This window comes from Pseudomonas sp. GW821-FHT05H12 (genome assembly GCF_059419385.1).
Genome location: NZ_JBWKRS010000002.1, coordinates 172,605 through 198,074, shown reverse-complemented (window position 1 = coordinate 198,074; position 25,470 = coordinate 172,605). Strand labels below are relative to the sequence as shown.

The 25,470-nt window shown below is 62.2% G+C and carries 25 protein-coding genes; 18 read left to right on the top strand and 7 right to left on the bottom strand.

Annotated features, from left to right (window positions below; all coding sequences use genetic code 11):
* Window positions 1-65: 65 nt before the first annotated feature.
* The 8 genes from AC07SU_RS02535 to AC07SU_RS02500 all read left to right on the top strand — a co-directional run bounded on the left by AC07SU_RS02535 (window position 66) and on the right by AC07SU_RS02500 (window position 6,259).
* Window positions 66-299 (top strand): hypothetical protein, encoded by a 234-nt coding sequence (locus tag AC07SU_RS02535; protein WP_098480574.1) that lies wholly within the window; start codon window positions 66-68, stop codon window positions 297-299.
* 15 nt (window positions 300-314) lie between these two features.
* The gene (locus AC07SU_RS02530; RefSeq protein ID WP_494996190.1) at window positions 315-3,032 is read left to right on the top strand and encodes a toprim domain-containing protein; all 2,718 of its coding nucleotides are present in this window, start codon (window positions 315-317) and stop codon (window positions 3,030-3,032) included.
* A 49-nt stretch (window positions 3,033-3,081) separates the two neighbouring features.
* The gene (locus AC07SU_RS02525; RefSeq protein WP_262051768.1) at window positions 3,082-3,222 is read left to right on the top strand and encodes a hypothetical protein; all 141 of its coding nucleotides are present in this window, start codon (window positions 3,082-3,084) and stop codon (window positions 3,220-3,222) included.
* Between the two features lie 53 nt (window positions 3,223-3,275).
* Complete coding sequence (locus tag AC07SU_RS02520; protein ID WP_494996113.1) at window positions 3,276-4,235, top strand: hypothetical protein; 960 nt, start codon at window positions 3,276-3,278, stop codon at window positions 4,233-4,235.
* A gap of 58 nt (window positions 4,236-4,293) precedes the next feature.
* Complete coding sequence (locus AC07SU_RS02515; RefSeq protein ID WP_494996112.1) at window positions 4,294-4,533, top strand: hypothetical protein; 240 nt, start codon at window positions 4,294-4,296, stop codon at window positions 4,531-4,533.
* Window positions 4,534-4,625: 92 nt separating this feature from the next.
* On the top strand, window positions 4,626-4,832 hold the full coding sequence (locus AC07SU_RS02510) for a DUF7696 family protein (RefSeq protein ID WP_494996111.1): 207 nt from the start codon (window positions 4,626-4,628) through the stop codon (window positions 4,830-4,832).
* 78 nt (window positions 4,833-4,910) lie between these two features.
* A complete protein-coding gene (locus AC07SU_RS02505) occupies window positions 4,911-5,120 on the top strand; it encodes a DUF4224 domain-containing protein (protein ID WP_010213998.1) in 210 nt (69 codons plus the stop codon).
* The gene (locus tag AC07SU_RS02500; protein WP_494996110.1) at window positions 5,117-6,259 is read left to right on the top strand and encodes a site-specific integrase; all 1,143 of its coding nucleotides are present in this window, start codon (window positions 5,117-5,119) and stop codon (window positions 6,257-6,259) included. The genes AC07SU_RS02505 and AC07SU_RS02500 overlap by 4 nt, the downstream gene beginning before the upstream one ends.
* Before the next feature lie 400 nt (window positions 6,260-6,659).
* Here AC07SU_RS02500 and AC07SU_RS02495 read toward each other — a convergent pair whose 3' ends face one another.
* Entirely contained in the window at window positions 6,660-7,145 is a 486-nt protein-coding gene (locus AC07SU_RS02495; RefSeq protein ID WP_494996109.1) for a hypothetical protein, read from the bottom strand.
* A gap of 121 nt (window positions 7,146-7,266) precedes the next feature.
* On the opposite strand from AC07SU_RS02495, the gene AC07SU_RS02490 reads away from it, so the two are divergent.
* A complete protein-coding gene (locus tag AC07SU_RS02490; protein WP_494996108.1) occupies window positions 7,267-8,154 on the top strand; it encodes an AraC family transcriptional regulator in 888 nt (295 codons plus the stop codon).
* 14 nt (window positions 8,155-8,168) lie between these two features.
* On the opposite strand, the gene AC07SU_RS02485 is transcribed toward AC07SU_RS02490, so the two are convergent.
* The gene (locus AC07SU_RS02485; RefSeq protein ID WP_494996107.1) at window positions 8,169-8,870 is read right to left on the bottom strand and encodes an SDR family NAD(P)-dependent oxidoreductase; all 702 of its coding nucleotides are present in this window, start codon (window positions 8,868-8,870) and stop codon (window positions 8,169-8,171) included.
* Entirely contained in the window at window positions 8,867-9,088 is a 222-nt protein-coding gene (locus tag AC07SU_RS02480; protein WP_176997326.1) for a tautomerase family protein, read from the bottom strand. The genes AC07SU_RS02485 and AC07SU_RS02480 overlap by 4 nt, the downstream gene beginning before the upstream one ends.
* A gap of 233 nt (window positions 9,089-9,321) precedes the next feature.
* Here AC07SU_RS02480 and AC07SU_RS02475 point away from each other — a divergent pair, with 233 nt between their 5' ends.
* Window positions 9,322-9,525: a hypothetical protein gene (locus AC07SU_RS02475; protein WP_176997040.1), complete on the top strand. Its 204-nt coding sequence runs from the start codon at window positions 9,322-9,324 to the stop codon at window positions 9,523-9,525.
* Window positions 9,526-9,687: 162 nt separating this feature from the next.
* Here AC07SU_RS02475 and AC07SU_RS02470 read toward each other — a convergent pair whose 3' ends face one another.
* Complete coding sequence (locus AC07SU_RS02470) at window positions 9,688-10,983, bottom strand: OprD family porin (RefSeq protein WP_176997327.1); 1,296 nt, start codon at window positions 10,981-10,983, stop codon at window positions 9,688-9,690.
* Between the two features lie 411 nt (window positions 10,984-11,394).
* Here AC07SU_RS02470 and AC07SU_RS02465 point away from each other — a divergent pair, with 411 nt between their 5' ends.
* A complete protein-coding gene (locus tag AC07SU_RS02465; RefSeq protein WP_494996106.1) occupies window positions 11,395-13,482 on the top strand; it encodes a TonB-dependent receptor in 2,088 nt (695 codons plus the stop codon).
* A gap of 94 nt (window positions 13,483-13,576) precedes the next feature.
* Here AC07SU_RS02465 and AC07SU_RS02460 read toward each other — a convergent pair whose 3' ends face one another.
* The 3 genes from AC07SU_RS02460 to AC07SU_RS02450 all read right to left on the bottom strand — a co-directional run bounded on the left by AC07SU_RS02460 (window position 13,577) and on the right by AC07SU_RS02450 (window position 18,161).
* Window positions 13,577-13,795 carry a hypothetical protein gene (locus AC07SU_RS02460; protein ID WP_494996105.1) on the bottom strand — a complete coding sequence of 73 codons (219 nt, stop codon included), beginning with the start codon at window positions 13,793-13,795 and terminating at the stop codon, window positions 13,577-13,579.
* A gap of 234 nt (window positions 13,796-14,029) precedes the next feature.
* Window positions 14,030-15,136: an agmatine deiminase gene (aguA, locus tag AC07SU_RS02455; protein WP_494996104.1), complete on the bottom strand. Its 1,107-nt coding sequence runs from the start codon at window positions 15,134-15,136 to the stop codon at window positions 14,030-14,032.
* A 121-nt stretch (window positions 15,137-15,257) separates the two neighbouring features.
* Window positions 15,258-18,161 carry an aminotransferase gene (locus AC07SU_RS02450; RefSeq protein ID WP_494996103.1) on the bottom strand — a complete coding sequence of 968 codons (2,904 nt, stop codon included), beginning with the start codon at window positions 18,159-18,161 and terminating at the stop codon, window positions 15,258-15,260.
* 152 nt (window positions 18,162-18,313) lie between these two features.
* Between AC07SU_RS02450 and rfbB the strand changes: the two genes are divergently transcribed.
* From rfbB to AC07SU_RS02415, 7 genes are read left to right on the top strand one after another with little or no spacing between them, the layout of a single operon-like run.
* Window positions 18,314-19,396, top strand: a complete 1,083-nt coding sequence (gene rfbB / locus AC07SU_RS02445; protein ID WP_494996102.1) for a dTDP-glucose 4,6-dehydratase — start codon at window positions 18,314-18,316, stop codon at window positions 19,394-19,396.
* Window positions 19,393-20,268 (top strand): glucose-1-phosphate thymidylyltransferase RfbA, encoded by an 876-nt coding sequence (gene rfbA, locus AC07SU_RS02440; protein ID WP_259172798.1) that lies wholly within the window; start codon window positions 19,393-19,395, stop codon window positions 20,266-20,268. The genes rfbB and rfbA overlap by 4 nt, the downstream gene beginning before the upstream one ends.
* Complete coding sequence (gene rfbC / locus AC07SU_RS02435; protein WP_176997334.1) at window positions 20,265-20,810, top strand: dTDP-4-dehydrorhamnose 3,5-epimerase; 546 nt, start codon at window positions 20,265-20,267, stop codon at window positions 20,808-20,810. The genes rfbA and rfbC overlap by 4 nt, the downstream gene beginning before the upstream one ends.
* Window positions 20,807-21,676 carry a dTDP-4-dehydrorhamnose reductase gene (rfbD, locus tag AC07SU_RS02430; protein ID WP_494996101.1) on the top strand — a complete coding sequence of 290 codons (870 nt, stop codon included), beginning with the start codon at window positions 20,807-20,809 and terminating at the stop codon, window positions 21,674-21,676. Before rfbC ends, rfbD begins: the two co-directional genes overlap by 4 nt.
* 34 nt (window positions 21,677-21,710) lie before the next feature.
* Window positions 21,711-23,519, top strand: a complete 1,809-nt coding sequence (locus tag AC07SU_RS02425) for a sensor histidine kinase (RefSeq protein ID WP_494996100.1) — start codon at window positions 21,711-21,713, stop codon at window positions 23,517-23,519.
* A complete protein-coding gene (locus tag AC07SU_RS02420) occupies window positions 23,516-24,901 on the top strand; it encodes a sigma-54-dependent transcriptional regulator (RefSeq protein ID WP_176997337.1) in 1,386 nt (461 codons plus the stop codon). The genes AC07SU_RS02425 and AC07SU_RS02420 overlap by 4 nt, the downstream gene beginning before the upstream one ends.
* A 26-nt stretch (window positions 24,902-24,927) precedes the next feature.
* Complete coding sequence (locus tag AC07SU_RS02415) at window positions 24,928-25,383, top strand: YiiD C-terminal domain-containing protein (protein WP_176997338.1); 456 nt, start codon at window positions 24,928-24,930, stop codon at window positions 25,381-25,383.
* Window positions 25,384-25,470 lie beyond the last annotated feature (87 nt).

Here is a 25,470-nt window from a genome sequence, read left to right as displayed (position 1 = left end):
CCACAAAAGCCCAGCCCCACTCCCGTGGGTTTGGGGAAGTTGCACCCGCAATCCGAGGAGGCGCCATGCAAAACGCCGTTGCGATCCAGCTGGACCTGCCCAAGCCCTGGGCTGAAGCGCTGCTCAGCAGCCTGCGCGCCGAGCTGCGCCGGAGCATGACCGAGCACTGGTATGACGACCGCTACCGAACCGTCCCGGCTGGCCTGCGCAGCAACCGCATCCTCGACGACTACCCGGCCCTTGCCGGCCACAAACGCACCATCGGCGCGCTGCAAGCCGCCCTTGCCGCCAATCAGTAAGGCAACTCCATGACGATGCAAGAGAAACTCAGGGGCGAGGTGCTCCGCCGGATTGAGTCCGACTTTGGTCTCAAGCACATGACCGGCACCAACTACATGCGTAAGGGCAGATGCCCCGCGCATAAGTGCGGCAAGAACACCCTGTACACCTTCCACGACTCGCCCTGGATGCTGATCTGCGGCCGGCCGGAGGCGTGCAACCACCGCGTCCACGTCAAGGACCTCTACAGCGACCTGTTCAACGACTGGAGCGAGCAAGCGCCGGCCACTGCCGAAGAACCAACCGCCACCGCACGCGCCTACCTTCAGTTTGCCCGGGGATTCCGCCTCGAGCTCATTGACGGCTGGTTCACTCAGGAAAACTACTGGAGCCGCGATATCGGCGCCGGCAGCGCCACCGTGCGCTTCCCTCTGGACAAGGGCGGCTACTGGGAAAGACTGATCGACCGCCCCGAGCGCTTCGGCAAACAGAAGGCCCGCTTCAAACCGGGCGAGAGCTATAAAGGCGTCTGGTGGTGCCCGCCTTCCCTCACGATGGTGGACGTCGACGAGCTGTACATTGTCGAGGGCATCTTCGACGCCATAGCCCTGCTGCACCACGACACCCCTGCCGTCTCCATGATGAGCAGCGCCCCCTTCCCCGAGGAGTCGCTCCGCGCCCTCAAGAAGGCATGCCAGGAAGCGGACAAGCGCCTACCACGCCTGGTCTGGGCGCTGGATAACGAGCCAGTGGCCAAGACCAACATGCGCCGCTGGGCCAAGGAGGCCCGCGCACTGGGCTTCAAGTGCGACGCTGCTGTCATCCCGCAGCGCGGCGCCAAGAAGGTCGACTGGAATGACCTGCATCAGCGCTGGGCCTTCATCGAGGGCGACGACGAGCGCGCCAAGCGCATCGAGCAAGACCTCGACGAGGCCCGCCACCAGGGCGCCCTGCTGCTGGCCGACTCGGCCGAGGAAAAGGGCCTGCTCATGTACGAGTGGGACGAGCGCAAGGAATTCCACTTTACGTACCGCTCCCGCCTGTACTGGTTCAACCTGGACCTGGAGAAGTACGAGCGGGCCTCCCGCGAACTGGAAGGCTCCGAGCGCCAAGAAGATCAGTTGCTCAGCGACAAGCAGCGCCGGGATAAGGCCCTGCGTCAGAGCGCTTCAGTGGTGCGCATCGCCAACTGCTACTTCGACGCCCTGTATTACATGCGCAACGAGGTGACCGACGAGGCCTGGTACTACTTCCGCGTCGAGCGCCCCGAAGCGCCCACCATCAAGAGCACCTTCACCGCGGCGCAAATTGCGTCCGCCCCGGAGTTCAAAAAGCGCCTGCTCAACGTCTGTAACGGCGCCATGTTCACCGGCACTCCGCAGCAGCTGGAGCGCATGCTCGGCTTCCAGCTCGACAGCCTCAAGACCGTCAACACTATCGACTGGATCGGCTACACCCGCGAGCACGGCGTCTACGTGTTCAACGACCTAGCCATCGCCGGCGGAAAGGTACACAAGCTCAACGTGGAGGACTTCTTCGACGTAGGGTCACTGAGCATCAAATCGCAAAGCCTGTCCCCGATCCTGCACATCAATGCCGACCTGGCCGACTACGACGAAGAGTGGTTCGAGCTATTCTGGCGGTGCTTTGGAGTGCGCGGCGTGATCGTACTGACCTGGTGGTTGGGCGCCTTGTATGCCGAGCAAATCCGCCAGTTGCACAAGTCCTACCTGTTCCTGGAGCTGATCGGCGAAGCCGGCTCCGGCAAGACCACGCTGGTGGAGCTGCTCTGGAAGCTCACCGGCCGCATCGAATACGAGGGCTTCGACCCGTCCAAGGCCACCCCAGCGAGCCGCGCGCGGAACTTCGCCCAGGTCGGCAACCTGCCAGTCGTGCTCATTGAGTCCGAGCGCGAACAGAAGGAAGGCGCCCCGGTGAAGCACTTCGACTGGGACGAGCTCAAGACCGCCTACAACGGCCGCAGCGTGCGCTCCACCGGTGTGAAGAACAATGGTAACGACACCCGCGAACCACCGTTCCGGGGCGCTCTGCTGATCGCGCAGAACAACGCCGTCAACGCCTCCGAGCCGATCCTCCAGCGCCTGGGCCATGTGCATCTGACTCGCGAGCACCAGACCCCGGAAACCAAACTCTTCGCCGAGCGCTTGGAGCGCATGCCGGTTGAGCAGCTCAGCGGCTTCATCATCAAGGCGCTGCAGCCCGAGGCTAAGGTTCTCAAACTGCTGGACGAGCGCACCTCGGGGTACGAGCAACAGCTCCTAGCGCTGCCGGGCATCCGCACTGTGCGTATCGCCAAGAACCACGCCCAACTGCGCAGCCTGGTGGACGCCCTGCAGCTCGTCGTACCGCTGAGCGACGAGCGTGCCGCCCTGGTGCATGCCGAGGTAGAGCGTATGGCCCAGGAACGTCAGGAGGCCATCAACGCCGACCACCCACTAGTGCGTGAGTTCTGGGACATGGTCGAGTTCCTCAACGGCCCTCTGGGCGCCCCCGGCGGCAAGCTGAACCACTCCCGCAAGTCGGCCTTCTTCGCCGTCAACCTCAACGAGTTCATCGAGACAGCGGCCAACAAGCGCCAGCAGCTGCCGAACCTGAGCGAGCTTAAGCGCGTGCTCAAGACCAGCAAGTCGCCGAAGTTCCTGGAAACCAACAAGCCCATCAACTCAGCCATTGCCGTCGACACCCACGGTTCCGCAAGGACAGTGCGCTGCTGGCTGTTCCAGCTCGTTTAACCCAACCCCCGGCGCGGCAACGCCGGCATCAACCCCAAGGAGAAGCACCATGCACGACGACAACGACCACTTCTACCAGAGCAACCGCATCGACACGCTGGTCACCCTGACCGTCAGCGGCCTGACCCTGCTGGCAATCGCGCTGGCTGGCTACTACGCCCCGTCTCTTCTGGCCGTGGCACTGCACTAAACCCACCGCCCGGACGCGGCAACGTCCGGGCAACCAACTCAAGGAGAAGCACCATGCACCACTTAGAACACCACCACCGCTGGCCGTTACTGGCCATGGTCGCCGCACTGGCGAGCGTGACCGCCACGTCGGTGGCTCTGGCCATCGCCGCGCTGATCGACAACACCCTGCTCGCCGTTCTCTTCGCCTCGGCCGCGGTGGTCCTGGACCTGTTCAAGTATGTCGCCTGGCCGCTGGCCCTCGGCCTGCTGGTCGTGCGCCGAACCCTGTGCGCGCTGCTGATGATGGCCTGCGCGCTGACCCTGGGTTCCGTCTCCGGCTGGGCCACTTACGACCGGCTCATGTCCTCGATCATCAACAGCCGCGCCGAGCACCAGGCCCGCCAGGAACAACGCCAGATCGACCTGGTGGAGCAGCGCGACGCAGACGCCGCCCGCATCGGGCAACTCGACAGCGATGCGGCAGCCGTCCACCAGCAGGCCAACGCGCTGCGCGAGCGAGGCATGGTCACCCGTGCCCTGGAGCTGGAGACAGCCGCCATGGCACGCATCGACGCCGAACGGGAGCGCACCCATGTGCGTCGGGACCAGTCGTCGCAAGAGCTCACCGCCCTGCTGGCCCTGCCAGCCAAGGCCGCGGGCCTGCCACTTGAACTGGCCACCCTGCTCTGCCTCGGCTTCGCCGCTGCGCTGGAGATTGTGCCGGCCTTGATCCTTTCCGCCCTACGTCCAACACCCGCGCAGGAAAGCGCCCCGGTACCAGCAGCGGAACAGGAACGAGCCAAGGAACAGCAACAGGAACGCCAGGAAACGGAGCAGGCGCCAGCAGTCGGCGACGGCTTACCGGGCGATCTGCTGCAGCTCATAGCCAGCACGGAAAGAGGAACGAAGGTGGCAGTGCGTCAGGTCGCCAAGATTCTGCGGATAGGCAGTGACAGGGCCACCAAGCTGATGCAGAAGGCCGCCGAAGCCGGCCTGCTAAGCAAGACCGCCGCCGGTTACGTGGCGGCATAAAAGATGGCCCCGGAGGGCGGCAACCCTCCGAGACCGACCAACCCCAAGGAGAAGCACCATGCAAGTGAACCCCCAAGAAGTCAGCGCCGATAAGGCTACCACCGAACGCACCCGGCCGACGATGGCTAGCCACCGCCTGGACCTGCCCAGCATCTGCGATATCTGCGGGAAAGCACGTTCGACGCGCAAACATGAAAAATGCAGCCGTCAGCGCCAACAGCGCAAGTCCACCGAATGGGCTGCACTCCTAGCGGACAAAGCGGCGGCGAAGCAAGCAAGGGGGCGTCGTTGTGCTTAAGCGTATCCATACCAGAAGTACGCCCAGTGATTCCCGTGCATTCCGCAACGCCCTGGCCATGCTGGCCCGGGCCGACCGGGTGGAGGTGAGCCTTGTCTGACCAGGACGAACGCCAGCACATGCTGGAATGCGAGGCCAGGTACTGGCTCCGGCGAGGGAACACCACGCCGGAGAAAGTGGCCGAGCTGAAAGAAATCCACCTCAATAAGCGCGGCAAGCAGGCCGTCACCCGGCTGATCGAGGAAATGCGCAAGCAGTGGCGTCGCCGCCATGAATGGCTAGGGAGGGAGAATGGGTAACGACGTGCGGCGAGAAGGCCAGAGCTGCGATTCTCGGCGGTGGCCAAAGGCCGTCGGCAGTAAACTGGAGACCCAGCGATGAGCGAAGTCTCCCGCGTGCTGACATTCGACGACCTCAAGCGCATTACCGGATATGCCCGACGGGCAGACGTGGAGCGGACCCTGCACGAGCAGGGCATCCGCATTTTCCGGGGCCGCACCGGCCCCTGGACCACCGTGGAGCTAATCAACCAAGCCGGCGGACTGAAAGCCGGCACCCAGGAGCAGTACGGCGTCGAGATTCTATGAGGCGATCCAGGAAGAACAACCCCAACATCCCCCCGCACATCGACCAGGCCGCTATCCCAGCGGCCGTTTTCTTTGACCACAGAGGCAAGGGAACTTGGTACACCCTGCACCGCGATGAGGCCGGCCGGCAGCGACGGCAGAACATCGCCAGCTGTTCGGCCACGCTAGCCGAGCTTCACAAAATCATGGAAGTCCGCAACGGCATCGACCGCGAGAGCCTGAACCACCTTTGCGAGCAGTACCATGACAGCGCCAGGTTCAAGAGGCTCGCGCCGAAAACCCAGGACAGCTACACCTGGTCACGCGACGTGCTGGCTAAAATCCCCACCAAACTGGGCAAACCTCTCGGCGAACTAGCCGTGCGGAAGTTCACCCCTGCGCTGATCCAGCGGATCATTGACCGGATCGCCGACGAGGGCACGCCGTCGAAGGCTGCCCATGCGCTACGGTACCTACGCCTGGTGATGCAATGGGGCCGCAACCGCGGCTATCTGGACAGCAATCCGGCCATGGGCATCGAGGCGCCTGTAGAGCGCAAGCAGCGTCGGCTGCCGTCGCATGACGTAATGCAACGCCTGATCGACCGCGCCCGCGAGCTGGGCCAACTGAAACGCGGGCAGAAGGGCGCGGTACCTCCGCACCTGAGCTACGTCATGGAACTGGCCTACCTCTGCCGGCTGCGCGGCATTGAAGTCGTCACCCTGACCGACGCCAACGAGTTGGCAGACGGCGTGCTCACCAACCGTCGCAAGGGCAGCCGTGACAATGTGGTCACCTGGACGCCGCGCTTGCGAGCCGCCTGGGACGCTGCAAAGGCCCGCCGCTCCCAGGTATGGAAAGCCCGGGGCACGGCCGTGCCGGTCAATGCCGAGAAACGCTTCATCATCACCGCCGACCACGGCGGCCCGCTGGGCAAGTCCGGCCTGGACACCGCCTGGAACCGCTTCATGCGTAATGCCATCGTGGCGGGCGTCATCACCGCCGAGCAACGCTTCGGCCTGCACGACCTCAAGCGTCGCGGCATCACTGACACCCCTGGCACCAGGGCAGACAAGCAGGAAGCAAGCGGCCACCGCGACGAGTCCATGCTCGACATCTACGATCTGAGCGTCCCGAAGGTCGCCCCCTCAGCTCTCTGATCCCACCAAAACCTGCGTAACAAGCGCGCCGGACTCCGCATGGAATCCGGCCGCCAGCGTTTCCATTACGTAACAAGCCGCGACCTAAGTGACTGACCAGCATGCCGAAAATGGTTTTCTTGTAATCAGTAGGTCCCGGGTTCGACTCCTGGTGCCGGCACCATATAAGACGAAGCCCCTGCAGAAATGCAGGGGCTTTGTTGTTTCTGGGGTTTGGGTGAACGTCCACAAAACGTCCACGCGTAAGGGCGTAATTGATTATGGGGTGAAGGTATTGGAGTCGCCTGAAACGTCCATGTAATAGGTTGTTGATGCAGTGACTGAGCCGCCACCATCGCGGGCAAGCCCGGCTCCCACAAAAAAGCGCCCCAGCCTGTGAAGGCTGGGGCGCTTTTTGCTGTCAGGCAAACCGCCCACCTCGCCTACGCAGGTAAACCATCTGCGCAGCCACCCCAACCACCAGCGCCAACGCAATCCCCCCCTGCGCCCCAATCAACACCGGCGACTGCAAATCCGTCACAAACGGATGCCCATCCGGCACTCTGCGCAACGTCTCGGAGACCGTCGGCACCATCAGGAAAAACGCGGTCAGGCTCAGGAAGATCGTTTCCAGATACGCCCGCGCCCTACCCAACCAGCTGACATATCCCACGCCATACCCCGCCAGCAGCAGCGCAATCGTGATGACGCCAATCGCGTTGCTGACCGGTTGCTTCGCGACCAGGAACACGGTGAAACCACCGATCAGCATGGATGCCAGGTAGAGCACACCTGGCGTCGAGCGAGGGACGATGCGGCCGTGGCGGATGAACATATAGGCGGCCAGTGGAATGGCCGGCAGGCTGCCGAGGGTGTGCAGCCAGCCGAGGGCGGAGATTCCGAACATGGTGGGGTTCTCGTTTGATTGGACGATAGGCATAAACGGCTGATGTGTGGCGGTTGCGTTCTGCTTGGCCCAGCGCGCTATGATCTTGGGCTCAGCTTAGTGAAGACGTGGTCGGACCAACATGACGAATCCCCTCGAAAACTTGATCATTCATCCGGAAATGCAGTTGGAGGGGCTGGCCAAAGGGGATCTGCTGTCCCAAGTGCTGGCGCAGATCCGTCTGACGGGCGATCGGGTGTATTCCGCGGCACTGGTGGAAGCGCAATGCCTTGAACTGGATGAGAAGAGCGCGCACATCGGCGTGCTTCAGCAAGGTCGGTTGCTTCTGGAGGGCGCCGGTCAGCCCACCACGATGCTTGAGCAGGGCGATATCATTCTGCTGCCCCATGACCCCACGGGCATCACGATCACGGCGGTCGACGGGCCGGCGACGGTGGTGATCTGTCGGTTCTGGTTCGACGCGAGCAGTTTCCAGGCGATGCTGTTCGCCCTGCCCCGGCTGATCCTTCTTCGTCACGCCGACGCCGCGCCGTGGTCGGAAGGGATTTTGCATTTCATGTTGCTCGAAGCCCATGACACGCAGCCGGGCGGTGCGTTGATGATTTCGCGTCTGATCGACCTGGTGGTGATCCGCATCTTGCGCACCTGGGTGCATCAGGGTGCCGCGTCGGGATGGCTGGGTGGGTTGTCGGATGCGCGTATCGCCCGGGCGCTGAGGGCCATTCATGCGACACCGGGGCAGCAGTGGCGCATTGATGCGCTGGCTGATCTGGCAGGCATGTCGCGCTCCAATTTCTGTGAGCGCTTCAGTTCATTGATCGGGCGTTCGCCGTTGCGCTATCAGAATGAGTGGCGGCTGACCCTGGCGAAAACCCTGTTGTCGCAGCACGACAGTCGAATCGGTGAGGTGGGTTTCGCGGTGGGTTATGAATCGGAGGCGGCTTTCAGTCGTGCCTACAAGGCCTTCTTTGGCCGCTCGCCACGGGAGGACAACGCCCGGCCGGGTTAGGCCGGGCGTGTGGATCAATGACCGGCGCTTTGCCCGCCGTCCACGTGGAGAATCTCGCCGGTGACGAACGCGGCGGTCTCCAGGTAGATGATCGCCTGGGCGATATCACTCACCTCCCCCATATGCCCCACCGGGTGCAGTTGCCCCAGCGCGGCGTGGGTTTCCTCGCCATGCATGGGCGTCTTGATGATGCCCGGGCTTACGGCGTTCACGCGGATGCCGCGCTTGGCGTATTCAATCGCCAGTGATTTGGTTGCCGAGTTCAACCCGCCTTTGGTGAGGTTGGCGAGCACCGAGGGCACGCCGTCGATGGCGTGGTCGGCGAGGCTGGTGGTGACGTTGACCACATGGCCGGCGCGGTTCTTTTCCATCTCGGCGATGGCGAGCTGGGTGATATAGAAGAAGCCGTTGAGGTTCACCGCGAGGACGTTGGCGTAGTCCTCCGGGGTGTAGGCGGTGAACGGTTTGGCGATGAAGATGCCCGCGTTGTTGATCAGGCTGTCGATACGCCCGAAGGTGGCCAGGGCTTCACGGACCACGCGCTGGGCGGTGGCGGGGTCAGCGATGTCGCCGGCCACGGTAAGAATGTTCGGGTTGGTGGACGGCTGGATCGAACGCGAGGTGGCGACCACGCGGTAATCGAGGGCGCGATAGGCCTGGACCACAGCGGCGCCGATACCTTGGGAGGCGCCGGTAATGATGACGACTTTGCTCATGATGCTTCTCCAGAAGAGGCTTGGGATTTGCGGTATTCGGTGGTGGTGATGCCGGCGTAGCCCCAGTTATCGGTGTCGACTTCTTCGATGACGATGTGGGTCAGGTCCGGGCGTTTGTGCAGGACGCGTTCGAGGGTTTCGGTGAACTCGGCGATCACCTGGGCTTTTTGCTCCGGGGTGACGCCATCACGGGTAATGCGCAGGCTGACAAAGGGCATGGCAGAGGCTCCAGTGGCCGGGCATCGGGATGATGGGCCGGCAGTGGAGCCAATTTAGGCGTGCGCCATTGAGGGATAAAGGTGGCGCGGAGTACTTCATTAGTGATGCGGTGTAACAAGTGTTCACGCCAGTTCCACAAGATTTCACACCCGCCCGCGATACTGGCTAAGTAGCATCGCCTGGTGTTCCCCTCAAACCCTCAACGCGCATCCTGACGATGCAAGGAGCTCCAATGTCGTGCGTTCCTCCTTCCTGCGGCGGCGGCAGCAAGCCACCGGCCACCAGCGGGACCGGCAGCACCAACAATGCCGATTCGGCGATTGCCAAGATGGAAGCCACGTTCAACATGGCGATCGAGAAGTCGGCAAAGATCACCGAAATCAGCACGGCCAAAAAGGCCGAGCTGGACGCCACCAAACAGCGTCCGCAAAACTGATGTGAAGGGCCGGCAGCGCTTGGGCGCTGCTTGCTTCGCACACACATTCCCGCTTTTTTCGCGCCCTCGCCTGGCTGTTTTCCTGTGCAAAAGCCAGGCATAAAAAAACCCCGAACCAGTCGGGGTTTTTATCGCCTTGGATCAGGCGCTACATGCGATCAATCAGAACACGTTGATCGGGTAGTCAGCGAACAGACGCAGTTCGTTACCACCTACGTTGTAGTTGCTGGCGTTGTTGGAGACGCGCAACCACGAGGCTCGAGCACGCAGGCTCAGGTCTTTGGCCGGGCCGCTCTGAACGACGTATTTGAACTGGTTGAAGATTTCACGCTCGGTGCCACTGCCGCGGTTGGAACCGTCATCAATGTTGGTGCCACGCACGTAGGCGATGTTGTAGGTCAGGCCAGGCACGCCGAAGGCGCTGAAGTCCAGGCCGTAGCCGGCTTGCCAGGAGCGCTCGTCCTTGCCGTTGAAGTCAGACCAGTAGGAGTTGGCCAGCAGGATGGTGTTGCCACCGTCGCCGATGCCGCTGTCCTTGGTGTTGTTGCGGTAGCCGCCGTACAGGTAACCGGTGTCACCGGTGCTGCGCTGGTGGGCCACGGTGAAGCTGTGCGGGCCGACAGCCCAGGTAGCGCCCAGGCTCCAGATCTTGTTGTCGCGGGCGTCAGCGTCACCTTGGGTCAGCTGGGCGAAGCTCTTGTCCAGCTTGGTTTTGTAGCCGTTGAAATCAAAGGTCAGCGATTGCTTCTCTGGCAGGGCCAGCACGTAGTTGACGTTGACGTATTGCTTCTTCAGCACGTCTTCCATGTCGGAAGCGTACAGGGCAGCCGACAGGCTTTCGGTGAATTTGTAGCTACCACCGATGTAGTCGATGCTTTTCAGGCGGCCGCTGTCGGTGCCTTCAGCCGCTTTCTGGGCTTCCTTGGTGAAGTGACCGGCGTCCAGTTGCAGACCGGCGATCTCTTTGGAAACGATCGAAGTACCGGTGTAGGTCTCGGACAGCAGGCGGGAGTTGTCGTATTCCAGCACCGGTACGGCCGGGAACTGATCACCGTACTTGAGCACAGTGTTGGAGACGCGGAACTTCACGGCAGCGCCGCCTTTGGACAGGTCACGGGCTGCTTCGCCGCTGTCGCCCTGCTTGAAGAAGTTGATGCCGCCCGCGCCGCTGCGACCTTTACCACCGTCCAGGCGGATAGCGTATTGGCCGATGGCGTCCACACCCACACCGACGGTGCCTTGGGTGAAGCCGGACTCGAACTTGCCGATGAAACCCTGGCCCCATTCGGCTTTGTCTTGCTTGCCGTTTTTGTAGTCACGGCTGATGTAGGCATTGCGTGCTGCGATGTTCAGGTGGCTGTCTTCAACAAAACCCTTGGATTGCTCCTGGTCGTTGGCCATTGCCTGAGTGGCGCTCAAAATCCCCAGAGCGATCAGACCCATCCGTTGCTTCAACATTTTCTTGTATTCCTTATTACTGGTTGAGTACGCGCTGTGACACCAGGCTCCGTGTTGCTTTTCTGGTGTCGACTTTTTCCAGAAAAAAGAAGGCCCGCGGACGACTGAACTGCCGCGGGCCTTTTTTTATTGGATGAGTCATGGCGGTTAGCCACAGGCGTTGGGCGCAATCCTATGCGCGCGTTGAACTATGTGTCAATTTCGTGAATCGTCTGTATTTAGGCGAAATAATTCTAAGCAACGTCCTACGGCAGTTCGCGAAAAGTCCGTAATCCTTCCAAATACCCCCAAAAAACACATGCGGTAACACATTTCCAGGCGACATCTTTGGTAATGGATAACGCGCGCAAATGCAAAGCATTACCATTCGCGCGCATTTTTCCCTCCCAAACTTTCTGGATACATGCCTTCATGCCTGCCTATCGCCTGACGCCCATCACCCTTGGGTTTTCTGTTTTGCTGTCTGCCGGTTTTGCCTGTGCGGCCACGGTTTTGCCTGAAACCTCAGTCAGCGCAGAAGCTGACGAAGACGACCCACGCGTCAGGGAAACCAACACCGCCACCCGCACCGCCACCTCGGTGCGTTATGTGCCCCAGGCGATCGATTCGGTGAAAACCGAAACCCTGCGTTCCTACGGCACCAATGACCTGGGCCAGGCCTTGAGCGGCATCCCCAACGTGAGCAGCGGCGCCGACACGCGTTTCGACAGCCTGCGCATCCGCGGTTTTGACGCCAGCAATGACTTCTACCTCGACGGCATTCGAGACGACAGCCAATACGTGCGCGACCTGCACAACATCGAGCGCATCGAAGTGCTCAAGGGGCCAGCGGCAGTGCTTTACGGGCGAGGCGGCCAGGGAGGGATCGTCAACCGTGTGAGCAAGCTGCCCCAAGCCGGGCACAAATCGAGCATCGAAGCCCAGGGCGGCAGCGATGATTTGCGCAGCCTGTACGCCGACCTCAGCACCGACCCCACCGAAAACATCAGCCTGCGCCTGAACATGGGCAACCAGGACAACAACAGCTTCCGCGATGGCGTCAGTGGCAACCGCCAGTTGTTCGCGCCGTCCATGAGTTGGCAGCTCACGCCCGACCTGAACTGGCTGGTGCAATACGAATACAGCCGCTACAACCGCACGCCCGACCGAGGCATCCCTGGGGTCAACGGCCGGCCGGCGGATGTGAGCCGTAGCACCACCTACTTCGATAACCACGACTACATCGACGACAAATCCCAGTCCCTGCGTTCCAAACTCGCCTACGAGCTGAACAACAACTGGCAACTGCGCCATACCCTGGGCGTGTTCAAGCTCAACAGCGATTTCGATAACACCTACCAGACCGGCTACTCCGCCGCGACCAACCAGGTCACGCGCCAACACTGGCAGCAGGACCTGAACACCCGCAACGTGTTCAACAACCTTGAACTGGAAGGCGGCTTCGACACTTACGGCCTGGAGCATCGCCTGCTCACCGGCCTTGAGCTGGGCAGCCAGCGCCGTGACCCAAAACTCTACACCGCGGCTACCAGCGGCCCCGGTCGGCAGGCCGTGCCGAGCCTGGACCTCAACCACCCCAACCGCAACCTGCGCCATACCGGACGCATGAGCGTCTCCAGCAACAACCACACCGAAGTCGAAAGCCGCGCGCTGTATGTGCAGGACCAGCTGCGCCTCAATGACCAGTGGCAATTGCTGGGTGGCTTGCGTTACGACCACTTCGAAGTGGACACCACCAACAAGATTCTCAACACCCAGCAAGCCGTCGAGAGCCACAGCACCAGCCCGCGTGTCGGCGTGGTATGGACGCCGGTGGAGCATCACTCGTTCTATGCCTCGTGGAGCAAGACCTTCTCGCCAGCAGGCGGCGGCTTGATCGGTATCACTCCAAACGCGGCGGGCAGCGTCAACGACCTGAGCCCCGAGCTGACCAAACAAAAGGAAATCGGGGTCAAGAGCGACTGGCTCGACGATCGCCTGAGTACCACCCTGGCCGTGTACGAATTGGAACTCTACAACCGACGCACCGCCGACCCGCTGAACCGCACCATCACCCTGCTCACCGGCCTGCAGCGCTCACGCGGCGTGGAGCTGACGGCCACAGGCAAGATCGTCGGCAACTGGTATGTGCGCGGCGGCATCGGCCTGCAAGATGCCAAGGTCGAGAAGGACAACAACGGCTTTGAAGGCAAGCGCGTCAGCGATGTGGCCAAGCGCAATGGCAGCCTGTTCCTCACCTGGAAACCGGAAATGGGCTGGTACGCCGAAACCGGCCTGACCCTGGTGGGCGATCGTTATGCCGACAACCTCAACACCGTGGTGTTGCCGGGTTATGGCCGATGGGATGCGTTGGTCGGCTTGCGCCAGAAGGAATGGGATGTGCGCGCGGCGCTGAACAACATCGCCGACAAAAACTACTACGCCTCGGCGACCAGCGTGGCGCAGATCCAACCGGGTGAACCGCGCAGCCTCGTCGTAACGGGCACCTACAGCTTCTAAACCACACCACTCCCTCGTAGGAGCCGGCTTGCCGGCGATGGCGGCCTGAAGCCTTGCAGTGATTTAACTGCCAACATCGCCAGCAAGCCGGCTCCTACAAAGGCGCCATCAATTCGCACAAGGCGTGCACTTCATCTTCGCTGAACAACCCCACCGGGTAACGTTCGCTCATCACACTGCGCAGGTCAGGCTGTTGCCTGATCTGCCGCGAGCCATTTGCCTTCAACCAGAGCGCCAGCGCGTGGATTGCGTCACCGTTGACCCGCAGGGGGTGGAACGTGCGCGTGTACATCAGGTTGATATCGGCATTCATTTCAGCGCTCTCTCCTACTGCGTGAGCGGCTAACTTACTCAAGGTTTGTGACAGAACTGCGCAGTCATCACCTTGGGTCACTGTCGCAACACCGATACAAGAGCTATGCCAATGTCCCGTGTTTATGGGCATTCGGACACAAAAAAGCCCGCGACCTTGCTAGGCCGCGGGCTTGCTGTGGGCGCTGAAACCGAGTAGCACCCGATCGCCGGTCAGGCGTTGTTACAACTGCACTCAGTTTTTGTGCGGGGCTGGCTGTTGTTGGGTCAGGCAATGGATATTGCCGCCACCCAGTAACAGTTCACGGCCCGGCACCATCACCACCTCGTGCTGCGGGAACAGGTTCTGCAGGATTTCCTTGGCCTGGCTGTCCAGCGGGTCGTCGAAGCTCGGGGCGATGATGCCGCCGTTGACGATCAGGAAGTTGACGTAGGAACCGGCCAGGCGCACGGTCGGGTTACGCTCCTGGCTGCCGTCCACCGGGTCCACGCCCGCGCATTCTTCTTCGGTGGCATACAGCGGCCCCGGAATCGGCATCTTGTGCACTGTGAACGAGCGGCCCTTGGCGTCAGTGCTGCTTTGCAGCACGTCCATCGCGGCGTGGCACCGAGCGTAGTTCGGGTCCAGTGGGTCATCGGTCCAGGCCAGCAGCACTTCGCCGGGGCGCACGTAGCAGCAGAAGTTATCCACATGGCCGTCGGTTTCGTCGTTGAACAGGCCATCCGGCAGCCAGATGACCTTATCCACCGCCAGGTTGGCGCTGAGCACCGCCTCGATTTCCCCACGGTTCAGGTGCGGGTTGCGGTTATGGTTCAGCAGGCACTCTTCGGTGGTGATCACCGTGCCTTCGCCGTCGACGTGGATCGAGCCGCCTTCCAGCACGAAGCCTTCGGTGCGGTAACGCGGTGCGCGCTCGATCTCGAGAATCTTGCCGCCTACCTGGGAGTCACGGTTCCACGGTGCATACAAGCCACCCTCAAAACCGCCCCAGGCGTTGAAATCCCAGTTCACGCCACGCACTTCGCCACTGTTGTTGATGACGAATGTGGGGCCGGTATCGCGCACCCAAGCGTCATCATTGGACATTTCCACCACACGGATATTGGGCACATCCAGGCGTGCGCGAGCGTTTTCGTACTGGCCAGCAGAGACCGCCACGGTCACCGGCTCAAAACGCGCAATCGCCTTGGCCACCGCGACATGCGCCGCCTGCGCCGGCTTGCCGCCCAGGCGCCAGTTGTCCGGGCGCTCGGGCCAGATCATCCAGGTTTGGGTCTGTGGCGCCCACTCGGCAGGCATATGAAAGCCATCGGCGCGGGGCGTGCTGTGCAGGGTGGTCATGGCGTTCAGGACTCCAAATGGGGTAAATGCCGACTTTATAACGGATATAAATCGGCTTTAGAAGCGACAAAAAATAATAAAGGCGAAATATGACATTAAATAGCCGATAACAATCGACTATCTACAACTGCTCATCCAGCACCTTCGACAGCATGTCGACAAAGAAATCCACGCTGCGTTGGGTCGTGACCATCGGCGGCTTGATCTTGAGGATGTTCAGGTAGTCACCCGTCGGCTGCATGAAGATCCCCAGCTCGCGCAGGCGATCGCACAACTGCGCGGTTTCTTCAGTCGCCGGTTCCAGGGTTTGTCGATTACGCACCAGTTCCAGGCCCAAGTAGAAGCCGGAACCGTGAACAGCGCCCACCAAGGGGTGACGATCGATCAGTGCTTCCAGGCGCGCCTTGAAATGCCCACCGACCACTTGGGCGTTTTCCCACAGTTTTTCTTCTTCCATGACATCCAGCACCGCCATGCCAATCCGGCAACTGACTGGACTACCGCCTGACGACGAGAAGAAATACCCTTCGGCCTCCAGCGCCTCGGCGATTTCGCGCCGGGTAATCACCGCGCCCAACGGCTGGCCGTTGCCCATGCCTTTGGCCATGGTGATGATGTCGGGCACCACGCCCTGCTCCTCGAAGCCCCAGAAAAAGTGCCCCATGCGGCCGTAACCCACCTGCACCTCATCGGCAATGCACACACCGCCCTTAGCGCGCACCAACCCGTACACCTGCTGCAAGTAACCGGGTGGCAAGGAGATGCCACCGGCATTGCCATACACCGGCTCACAGATGAAACCGGCCAATTGGCGTTTGCTCGCGGCGATTTTCGCCAGGTTGTGTTCCACGCTTCGCACGTAATCCGGGGCGCTGTCCTGCCCACGGAACTCACCACGATAGGTATTCGGCGCCGTCACAGGGTGCACCCACTCCGGGCGGCTGCTCAGGGCCTGGGGGTTGTCGGCAATCGAGGTGGACACCGCATCCGCCGCCACCGACCAGCCGTGATACGCCTCCAGCACGCTGAGCATGTCGCGACCGCCGCTGTAGGCCCAGGCCAGGCGGATCGCCAGATCGTTGGCCTCGGTGCCGCTGTTGACCAGGAACACTCGGTCCATGCCCTCCGGCGCCAGCGCCAGCAAGCGTTCGGAAAACTCGGCAATCGCCGCATAGTGAAAACGCGAGTTGGTATTGAGCAGCGACCATTGCCGCGCCGCCACTGCCGCCATGCGCGGATGGCCATGCCCCAGCACCGCCACGTTGTTGAGCATGTCCAGATAGGACCGGCCCTGCATGTCGATCAAGTGATTGCGCCAACCGCGCTCGATACGCGGCGGGTCGACGTAATAGTGTTTCTGCGAACGGGCGAAGCTGGCGTCACGACGTGCCAACAGGGCCTCGGGGTCGAGTTCGGGCTCGGCATCACAGGCCAACCCCAGCAGCTCGGCCGGCGAGGGGCACAGAGCCTGCCAGGCCGCGGCCCGGGACGGTGTGCAGAACAAGGGCGGCTCAAGGTCGCCAAGGCACAACTGGACGATCAGCGGAGCCTGGACCTCACCCAGTACCTGCCCCTTCACCAATGTCGAGCCTTGAGCCAGCGTGGTTTTTCCTCCCCACAGGCGCAGGCTCGCCTGGGCGCCGTGCAAGCACAGCAAACCTTCAGCCCCCAGGTGGAGCGTCCCGGCGAACGGGGCTTCCAACACGGTGCCGTGGGGAAGATGCAGTTCCACGTGCAAAGGCAATGTCTGCGGCTCAACGGCACTGTCCGGGCAAGTGCGCGACAAGCGGTATTGCCCATAACGGCTGGCCGCAAGCCCGTGCACCCTCGCGGCTTCATCCAATAAATGCCGGTCGATGCCCGGTTGTTCCCAATTACCCGCCTCAAAATGCGGGCTGAGCACGCCCAGGTCGATCAACGCAAACTCACGCCCGACCAGGCCTGGCAGCAACGGTGCGAAATCCTGGTTGGCTATCGTTGGCAACGTCTCGCCAACGCAACGCAGGATTGCCGCCTCCATCAGTTCAAACGGCACCGACGTCGCAACGTGGAAGATTTCCCACTCGTGCTCGGCGTTTTTCAGTAGATACGTGTTGTCCGGGTCCAGCCGTTGCTGTTGCTCGCTGCTCAACACCAGCACCGCCGCGCGGGCGACAATCAACGGCCACAGCGCTTGCAACTCTTCGCGCAGCAACGGCGTGACCGCGTGACAGGCCTGGATCGCCGGCAAAATGGCAAACGGATCGCCCTCGGCATGGTGCAGCAGCGCCGCGCAGGTCACCGACAGGTCGGCAATACGCCAGGTGTGCACCAGGTCGCCAAAATCAATCACGCCCTGGACCTGCCAACGCCGCTGGGCGTCGCGCTGCCACACCACATTGTCGTCGGTGATATCCATGTGCACCGCTTGCCAGGGCAGGCGCGGGGCCAACGGCCGGATGGCGGCGTCCACGTGTTCGGCCACCTGTTCCAGCGCGGCACGATGGGGCAAGTCTTGCAGGGTCGCCAGCAGGTGGGTGATCAGTTCCAGGGCGTGGCGCGGGTCCCATTGCAGGGTACGTTCCAGGCCGGGGTGCGTGAAATCGGCCAACGCCAGGCTCATCCGCCCGCACAGTTCGCCAAAGCCTGCGATCACATCGCGGCCCAGGTGCGGGAGGTGGGTCAATGGCTCGCCATCGATATAGTCGAGCAGCCGCAAGTGAACGGTTTGGCCGCCAATGCTCTCGGTCAGTAACGCTTCACCTGTCTTAGCCGCAATCACCTTTGGGACACGCAATTGGCCCTGCAGGTATTCAAGGGCCGCATGCTGGGCCTCAAGCTCCACGGCGGCATAGTCGCCCCGGCAGATTTTCAGAACAAATCGACCACGGGTGCTGTCGATCTTGTAATTGAGGTCCTGCTGGCTGCCCAAGGACTGCAACGTGCCAGCGAGGTCGTAATGCTGCAACAGCAGCTGGGCTGCCTGATCAGGGCCCACTTGCGGGCAAGGCAAACTGGCGCGATGGATCAACGTGGCGAGCAGCATTGTGACGACCTCTGTTTTTTTAGGCGTCTATATCGCCACTGTTATGGGGGGTTAAGCAACCCCTCCCCGTATATCGCGCTTGCACCGGCCCGATTCACAACTCAAGCTATGCTTCATTCGCCAAGTGTCCGTCTAAGGAAAAGGCCCTCGACATGCGCATTCTCATCACCGGTGGCGCCGGCTTCATCGGCTCCGCCCTGATCCGTCACCTGATCCAACACACCGAGCACGAAGTGCTCAACCTGGACAAGCTCACCTACGCTGGCAACCTCGAGTCGCTGACCAGCATCGCGTCCAACAGCCGCTACGAATTTGTGCAGGCCGACATCATCGACCAGGCCACCGTCAGCGCCGTACTGGCGCGCTTTGAGCCCCACGCGATCATGCACCTGGCGGCCGAGTCCCATGTGGACCGTTCCATTGACGGCCCATCGGACTTCATCCAGACCAACATCGTCGGTACCTACAGCCTGCTGGAAGCCACCCGTGCCTATTGGCAGAAACTCGACGAGCCCGCCAGACGTGCGTTCCGCTTCCACCATGTTTCCACCGACGAAGTGTATGGCGACCTGCATGGCGTGGACGACCTGTTCACCGAAACCACGCCCTACGCCCCAAGCTCGCCATACTCAGCCAGCAAGGCAGCGTCCGACCACCTGGTCCGCGCCTGGCAGCGCACTTACGGCTTGCCGGTGCTGTTGACCAATTGCTCGAACAACTACGGGCCGTTCCATTTCCCCGAGAAGCTGATCCCGCTGGTGATCCTCAACGCCCTCGCGGGTAAGCCGCTGCCGGTGTACGGCGACGGTCTGCAGGTGCGCGACTGGCTGTTCGTCGAAGACCACGCCCGCGCGCTGCTCAAGGTCGTCACCGACGGTGTGGTAGGCGAGACCTACAACATCGGCGGGCATAACGAGCAAAAGAACATCGACGTGGTACGCGGCATCTGTGGCTTGCTCGAAGAACTGGCGCCCCAGCGCCCGGCCGGCGTGGAAAAATTCACCGACCTGATCACCTTCGTCAAGGACCGCCCGGGCCACGACCAGCGTTATGCGATCGACGCCAGCAAGATCGAGCGCGAGCTGGGCTGGGTCCCGCAAGAAACCTTCGACACCGGGCTGCGCAAGACCGTGCAGTGGTACCTCGATAACCTGGAATGGTGTCGCAGGGTCCAGGACGGCAGTTATCAAGGCGAACGATTGGGCAACACCGACATGAAGGATCTGATTGCATGATGAAAGGAATCGTATTGGCGGGTGGCTCCGGCACCCGCTTGCACCCCATTACCCTGGGCGTGTCCAAGCAACTGTTGCCGGTGTACGACAAACCGATGATCTATTACCCGATCTCGGTCCTGATGCTGGCCGGCATCAAGGACATTCTGGTGATTTCCACCCCGCTGGACTTGCCCCAGTACCGCAACCTGCTGGGCGATGGCAGCCAGTTCGGCGTGCGCTTCACCTACGCCGAGCAGCCGACGCCGGATGGCTTGGCCCAGGCCTTCCTGATCGGCGAGGAATTCATTGGCGATGACCCGGTATGCCTGATCCTCGGTGACAACATCTTCCACGGCCAGCACTTCGGCGACCAGTTGCGTACCGCCGCCGAACGCCCGTCCGGCGCTACCGTGTTCGGCTACTGGGTCAAGGACCCGGAACGCTTCGGCGTGATCGACTTCGACAAGGAAGGCCGCGCCCTGTCCATCGAAGAGAAACCGGCCAAGCCCAAGTCGCCGTATGCCGTGACCGGCCTGTACTTCTACGACAACGATGTGATCAAGATCGCCAAGGCAGTCAAGCCTTCGCCCCGTGGCGAGTTGGAGATCACCGACGTCAACAACGCCTACCTCAAGCGTGGCGATCTGCACGTAGAACGCTTCGGCCGTGGCTTTGCCTGGCTCGACACCGGCACCCACGACAGCCTGCTCGAAGCATCGACCTATGTGCAGACCATCGAGCATCGCCAGGGCCTGAAAGTCGCCTGTCTCGAAGAAATCGCCTACGAAAATGGCTGGATCGACCGTGACCACCTGCTGGAGCGTGCCAAGTACTTTGGCAAAACCGGCTATGGTCAATACCTGTTCACACTCGCAGGGGAAACCATATGAATGTGACCGCCACTGAGTTGCCCGGTGTATTGATCATCGAGCCGAAGGTTTTTGGCGATGAACGCGGCTTTTTCTACGAGAGTTTTAACGCCCGGGCGTTCGCCCAAGCCACAGGGCTGCAGCAGCAATTCGTGCAGGACAACCATTCACGCTCACAAAAGGGTGTGCTGCGTGGCCTGCACTACCAGGTTGAACACGCCCAGGGGAAACTGGTGCGTGTAACAGCGGGTGAAGTTTTGGACGTAGCAGTGGATATTCGCCGCAGTTCACCTCACTTTGGCCAATGGGCCAGCGTGCGGTTGTCTGCCGAGAACAATCGGCAACTGTGGATTCCACCGGGGTTTGCCCATGGCTTTGTGGTGCTTAGCGACTACGCTGAATTCCTCTACAAAACCACCGACTACTACACCCCGACGGCCGAACGCTGCATTCGTTGGGACGACCCCGACCTCAATATCGATTGGCAACTGAACGGCACACCGACCTTGTCCGCCAAGGACCAGAACGGTAAAAGCCTGAAAGACGCCGACCTGTTCCCATGAGAATTCTCATCACCGGCCAGCACGGCCAAGTTTCCCGCGAGCTGCAACAGCGGCTCCAGGGCCTCGGTGAACTCATCGTGCTGGGGCGCGACCAGTTGGACCTGGCAGACGCCGAGCAGATCCGCCAGCACGTACGCGCCCAACGCCCTGGCCTGATCATCAACGCGGCAGCACACACCGCCGTGGACCTGGCCGAGAGCGAACCAGATGCCGCGTTCGCCATCAACGCCATCGCGCCGTGTGTTTTGGCCGAAGAGGCCAAGGCCCTGGGCATTCCGTTGATCCACTACTCCACCGACTACGTGTTCGACGGCAGCAAACCGGCGCCCTACACCGAAGCCGACACGCCCAACCCCTTGGGTGTCTACGGCCAGAGCAAGCTGGCGGGCGAGCAGGCGATTGCTGCGGTGGGCGGCGAATACCTGATCCTGCGCACCAGCTGGGTGTACTCCAGCCACGGCAAGAACTTCCTGCTGACCATGCAACGTCTGCTGCAAGAGAAACCGCAGATGCGCATCGTGGCTGACCAGATCGGTGCGCCGACCTGGGCCGGGAGTATCGCCGACAGCACCCGCGCGTTGATCGAGCGCTGGCAGGCCGGCCAACCCGGCGACTGGGGCATCTACCATTTGACGGCCCAGGGTGAGACCTCCTGGTTTGGCTTTGCCCAAGCCATCGGCGAGCATCTGAAAGCCCAAGGCAAAGCCTGCGCCGAACTGGAAGCCATTCCGTCCAGCGCCTACCCGACGCCGGCCAAGCGCCCGCTAAACTCACGCCTCGATTGCAGCCGCCTGCAACAGCAGTGGCAGGTCAGCCAACCGCAGTGGCAAGACGCATTACGCGAGTGTCTTGCACAGCAGCACTAGGCATAATGCGCCTGTACCCACAGGCGCATGACTCATGACTCCATCCCTTCCACGTAGACCCCGCTGGCGCAGCCTCGCCCTGTTGGCGCTGTGCCTGGCGCCGCTGCTGTGGCCGCTGGAGCACCTGGCCGAGCGGTATTACCGCAACGAACTGGCCGGGCAAAATCGTCAAACACTCGACCTGTACGTCGCCAACCTGCTCGGCACCTTGCACCGCTATGAAGTGCTGCCCCAGATCCTCGGCGACCTGCCCGCCCTGCGCACCGCGCTGGACGCGCCCCAGGTGAGCACCAACCTGGTCAACGCCAACCTGCTGCTCAAGAACGTCGCCGCCCAGGCCGGCGTGGAAGTGATGTACCTGATGGACACCACCGGCAAGACCCTTGCCGCCTCCAACTGGGACAAACAGGACAGCTTTGTCGGGCGCAACTTCTCGTTCCGGCCCTACTTCAGCGAAGCCATGGCCGGCCGCCTGGGGCGGTTTTTCGGCCTGGGTACCACCTCGGCCAAGCGCGGTTACTTCTTCGCCGCCGCCGTGCGCGACGGCGACACGATCATCGGCGTGCTGGTGGTCAAGGTTGACCTGGATCACACCGAAAGCCTGTGGGGCAATACGCCGGAACAACTGCTGGTGACCGACCACAACGGCGTGGTGATCCTCACGTCGCGCCCTCAATGGCGATTCCGCGCCACCCGGCCGCTGACCACCGAAGAGCGCCAGGCCATCATCGCGATCCAGCCCTACCCTACCCGTGATCCGCAACCACTGGCCCTGAGCAACACCGCCTGGTTGCGCCAGTCCACGGCCATCGCGGAAACCGGCTGGAACGTCGAAATCCTCGCCCCTCGTTCGCTGATCAGCCGGCCGGTGCGCACGGTGGTTGCCGTCGGCGGCGCCACCCTGCTGGTGCTGATGTTGCTGCTGGGCTTGATGATGCAGCGCCGTCGGCACTACCTGGAACGCATCGCCTTTGAAGCCAAGGCGCGCCGCGAGCTGGAAATGCGTGTGGTCGAGCGTACCAGCGACTTGGAGGGCCTCAACCGGCGCCTCAAACAGGAAGTGCTGGAGCGCGAACACGCCCAGCAGGAACTGGTGCGCGCCCAGGACGACCTGGTGCAGGCCGGCAAGCTGTCGGCGCTGGGCACCATGTCGGCGAGTATCAGCCATGAGCTCAACCAGCCCCTGGCGGCGATCCGCAGCTATGCGGAAAACGCCGAAATCCTGCTCGACCACGAACGCACCAGCGATGCCCGAGGCAATCTCAAACTGATCAGCGAACTGACCGGGCGTATGGCCTCGATCATCGCCCACCTGCGCGCCTTCGCCCGCCGTGACCGCCATGCGCCCGAGAGTGTGGCGCTGCAACCGGCGCTGGACGACGCGCTGGCACTGCTGGCCAAGCGGCGGCGGTCGATGGAAGTCGAGCTGATCCGTGACCTGCCGGAAGCAACCCTGTGGGTACAGGCCGGTGAAACCCGTTTGCGCCAGGTACTGGGTAACCTGCTGGCCAACGCCCTCGACGCCCTCACCGAAAAAGGCCCGCCGCGTAAACTCTGGTTGAGTGCCCAAACCACCGAACAGGGCGTCAACCTGTACATTCGCGACAATGGCCCGGGCTTTTGCATGGAAGCCTTGGGGCGTGCCAGCGAGCCGTTCTACACCACCAAGACCCGCACCCAGGGCCTGGGGTTGGGCCTGGCGATCTGTGACACGCTGATGCGCGCCTTCGGCGGCGAGCTGTTGTTCGCCAACCACAAGGAAGGCGGCGCGCTGTTAACCTTGAAATTGCGTGCCGGTTCGCCGGGCGTCAGTCTGCAACCGTCCGAGGACCGCAGTGTATGAGTATCGATAACGGGATCCAGGTGGTGTTGATCGACGACGATCCACACCTGCGTCAGGCCCTGTGCCAGACCCTGGACCTGGCTGGGCTGAAAGTCCTGACCCTGGGCGAAGCCAGCGGCCTCACCGCGCGCCTGTCCCGCGATTGGCCGGGCGTGGTGGTCAGCGACATCCGTATGCCCGGCATGGACGGCCTGGAGCTGCTGGCCGAACTGCACGGCCAGGACCCGGAGCTGCCGGTGCTGCTGATTACCGGCCACGGTGATGTGCCGCTGGCGGTACAGGCCATGCGCGCCGGCGCGTATGACTTCCTGGAAAAACCGTTTGCCAGCGATGCCTTGCTCGACAGCGTGCGCCGCGCCCTCGCCCTGCGCCGCCTAGTGCTGGACAACCGCAGCCTGCGCCTGGCCCTTAGCGATCGCCAGCAACTAAGCACGCGCCTGGTGGGGCATTCTCCGCAGATGCTGCGCCTGCGCGAGCAGATCGGCGCGCTGGCGGCGACCAAGGCCGATGTACTGATCCTTGGCGAAACCGGCGCAGGCAAAGAGGTAGTGGCGCGTGCACTGCACGACCTGTCGAGCCGGCGCAGCGGGCCGTTTGTGGCGATCAACGCCGGTGCCCTGGCCGAGTCCGTGGTGGAAAGCGAGCTGTTCGGTCACGAGCCTGGCGCCTTTACCGGTGCGCAAAAGCGCCGTATCGGCAAGTTCGAGTTTGCCAACGGCGGCACGTTGTTTCTCGATGAAATCGAAAGCATGAGCCTGGATGTGCAGGTCAAGTTGCTGCGCCTGTTGCAGGAACGCGTAGTGGAGCGCCTGGGCGGCAACCAGCTGATCCCGCTGGATATCCGCATCATCGCCGCCACCAAGGAAGACCTGCGCCAGTCTGCCGACCAGGGGCGCTTTCGGGCCGACTTGTATTACCGTCTCAACGTTGCGCCGCTGCGCATTCCGCCGCTGCGCGAGCGGGGCGAAGATGCGTTGATGCTGTTCCAGCACTTTGCCGACGAAGCCAGCAGCCGCCACGGCCTGCCGCTGCACGAGTTGCAGCCGGGCCAGCGTGCACTGCTGCTGCGCCACAGCTGGCCGGGTAATGTGCGGGAACTGCAAAACGCCGCCGAACGGTTTGCCCTCGGCCTGGAGCTGGCCTTGGATGCGACACCGGACAACCCGTCTGCCGGCGTGTTGACCTCCACCAAGGGTGGCCTGAGCGAGCAAGTCGAGCAGTTCGAAAAAAGCCTGATCGCTGCCGAATTGACCCGCCCCCACAGCTCCATGCGCAGCCTTGCCGAGGCGTTGGGCATGCCGCGCAAGACCCTGCACGACAAACTGCGCAAGCACGGCCTTAATTTCGCCGACAGTGCCAACCATGGCGCCGACGACGAATGACCCACCCCACTCGCCACGAGGCCCCCATGAGCCGCGACAGCCGTTACCTGGAATCCATCCTTCACCACGACATTCCCCTTACCCGGGAAATGGGCCTCAAGGTGCTCGACTGGCAACACGGCCAATTGCAGCTGCACCTGCCCTTGCAAGCCAACATCAACCACAAGAGCACCATGTTTGGCGGCAGCCTCTATTGCGGTGCCGTGCTGGCGGGGTGGGGTTGGTTGCACCTGCAATTGCGGGAGGAAGGGGTTGAAGACGGGCATATCGTGATTCAGGAAGGGCAGATCAGCTATCCGCTGCCCGTGACCCGGGACGCGACGGTGGTGTGCCAGGCGCCAGAGGAGAAGGTGTGGAAACGCTTTGTGGCGACCTACAAGCGCTATGGCCGTGCACGGCTGACGCTGGAGACGTGGATTGTGAATGAGGGCAGCGAGGAGCATGCCGTAGCGTTTACCGGCCAGTACGTCCTGCACCGCTAAGCGCCACAACACAATCCATTGTAGGAGCCGGCTTGCCGGCGATGAGGCATTCAAGTCATGCAGCGATCTTGCCGGCGCCATCGCCGG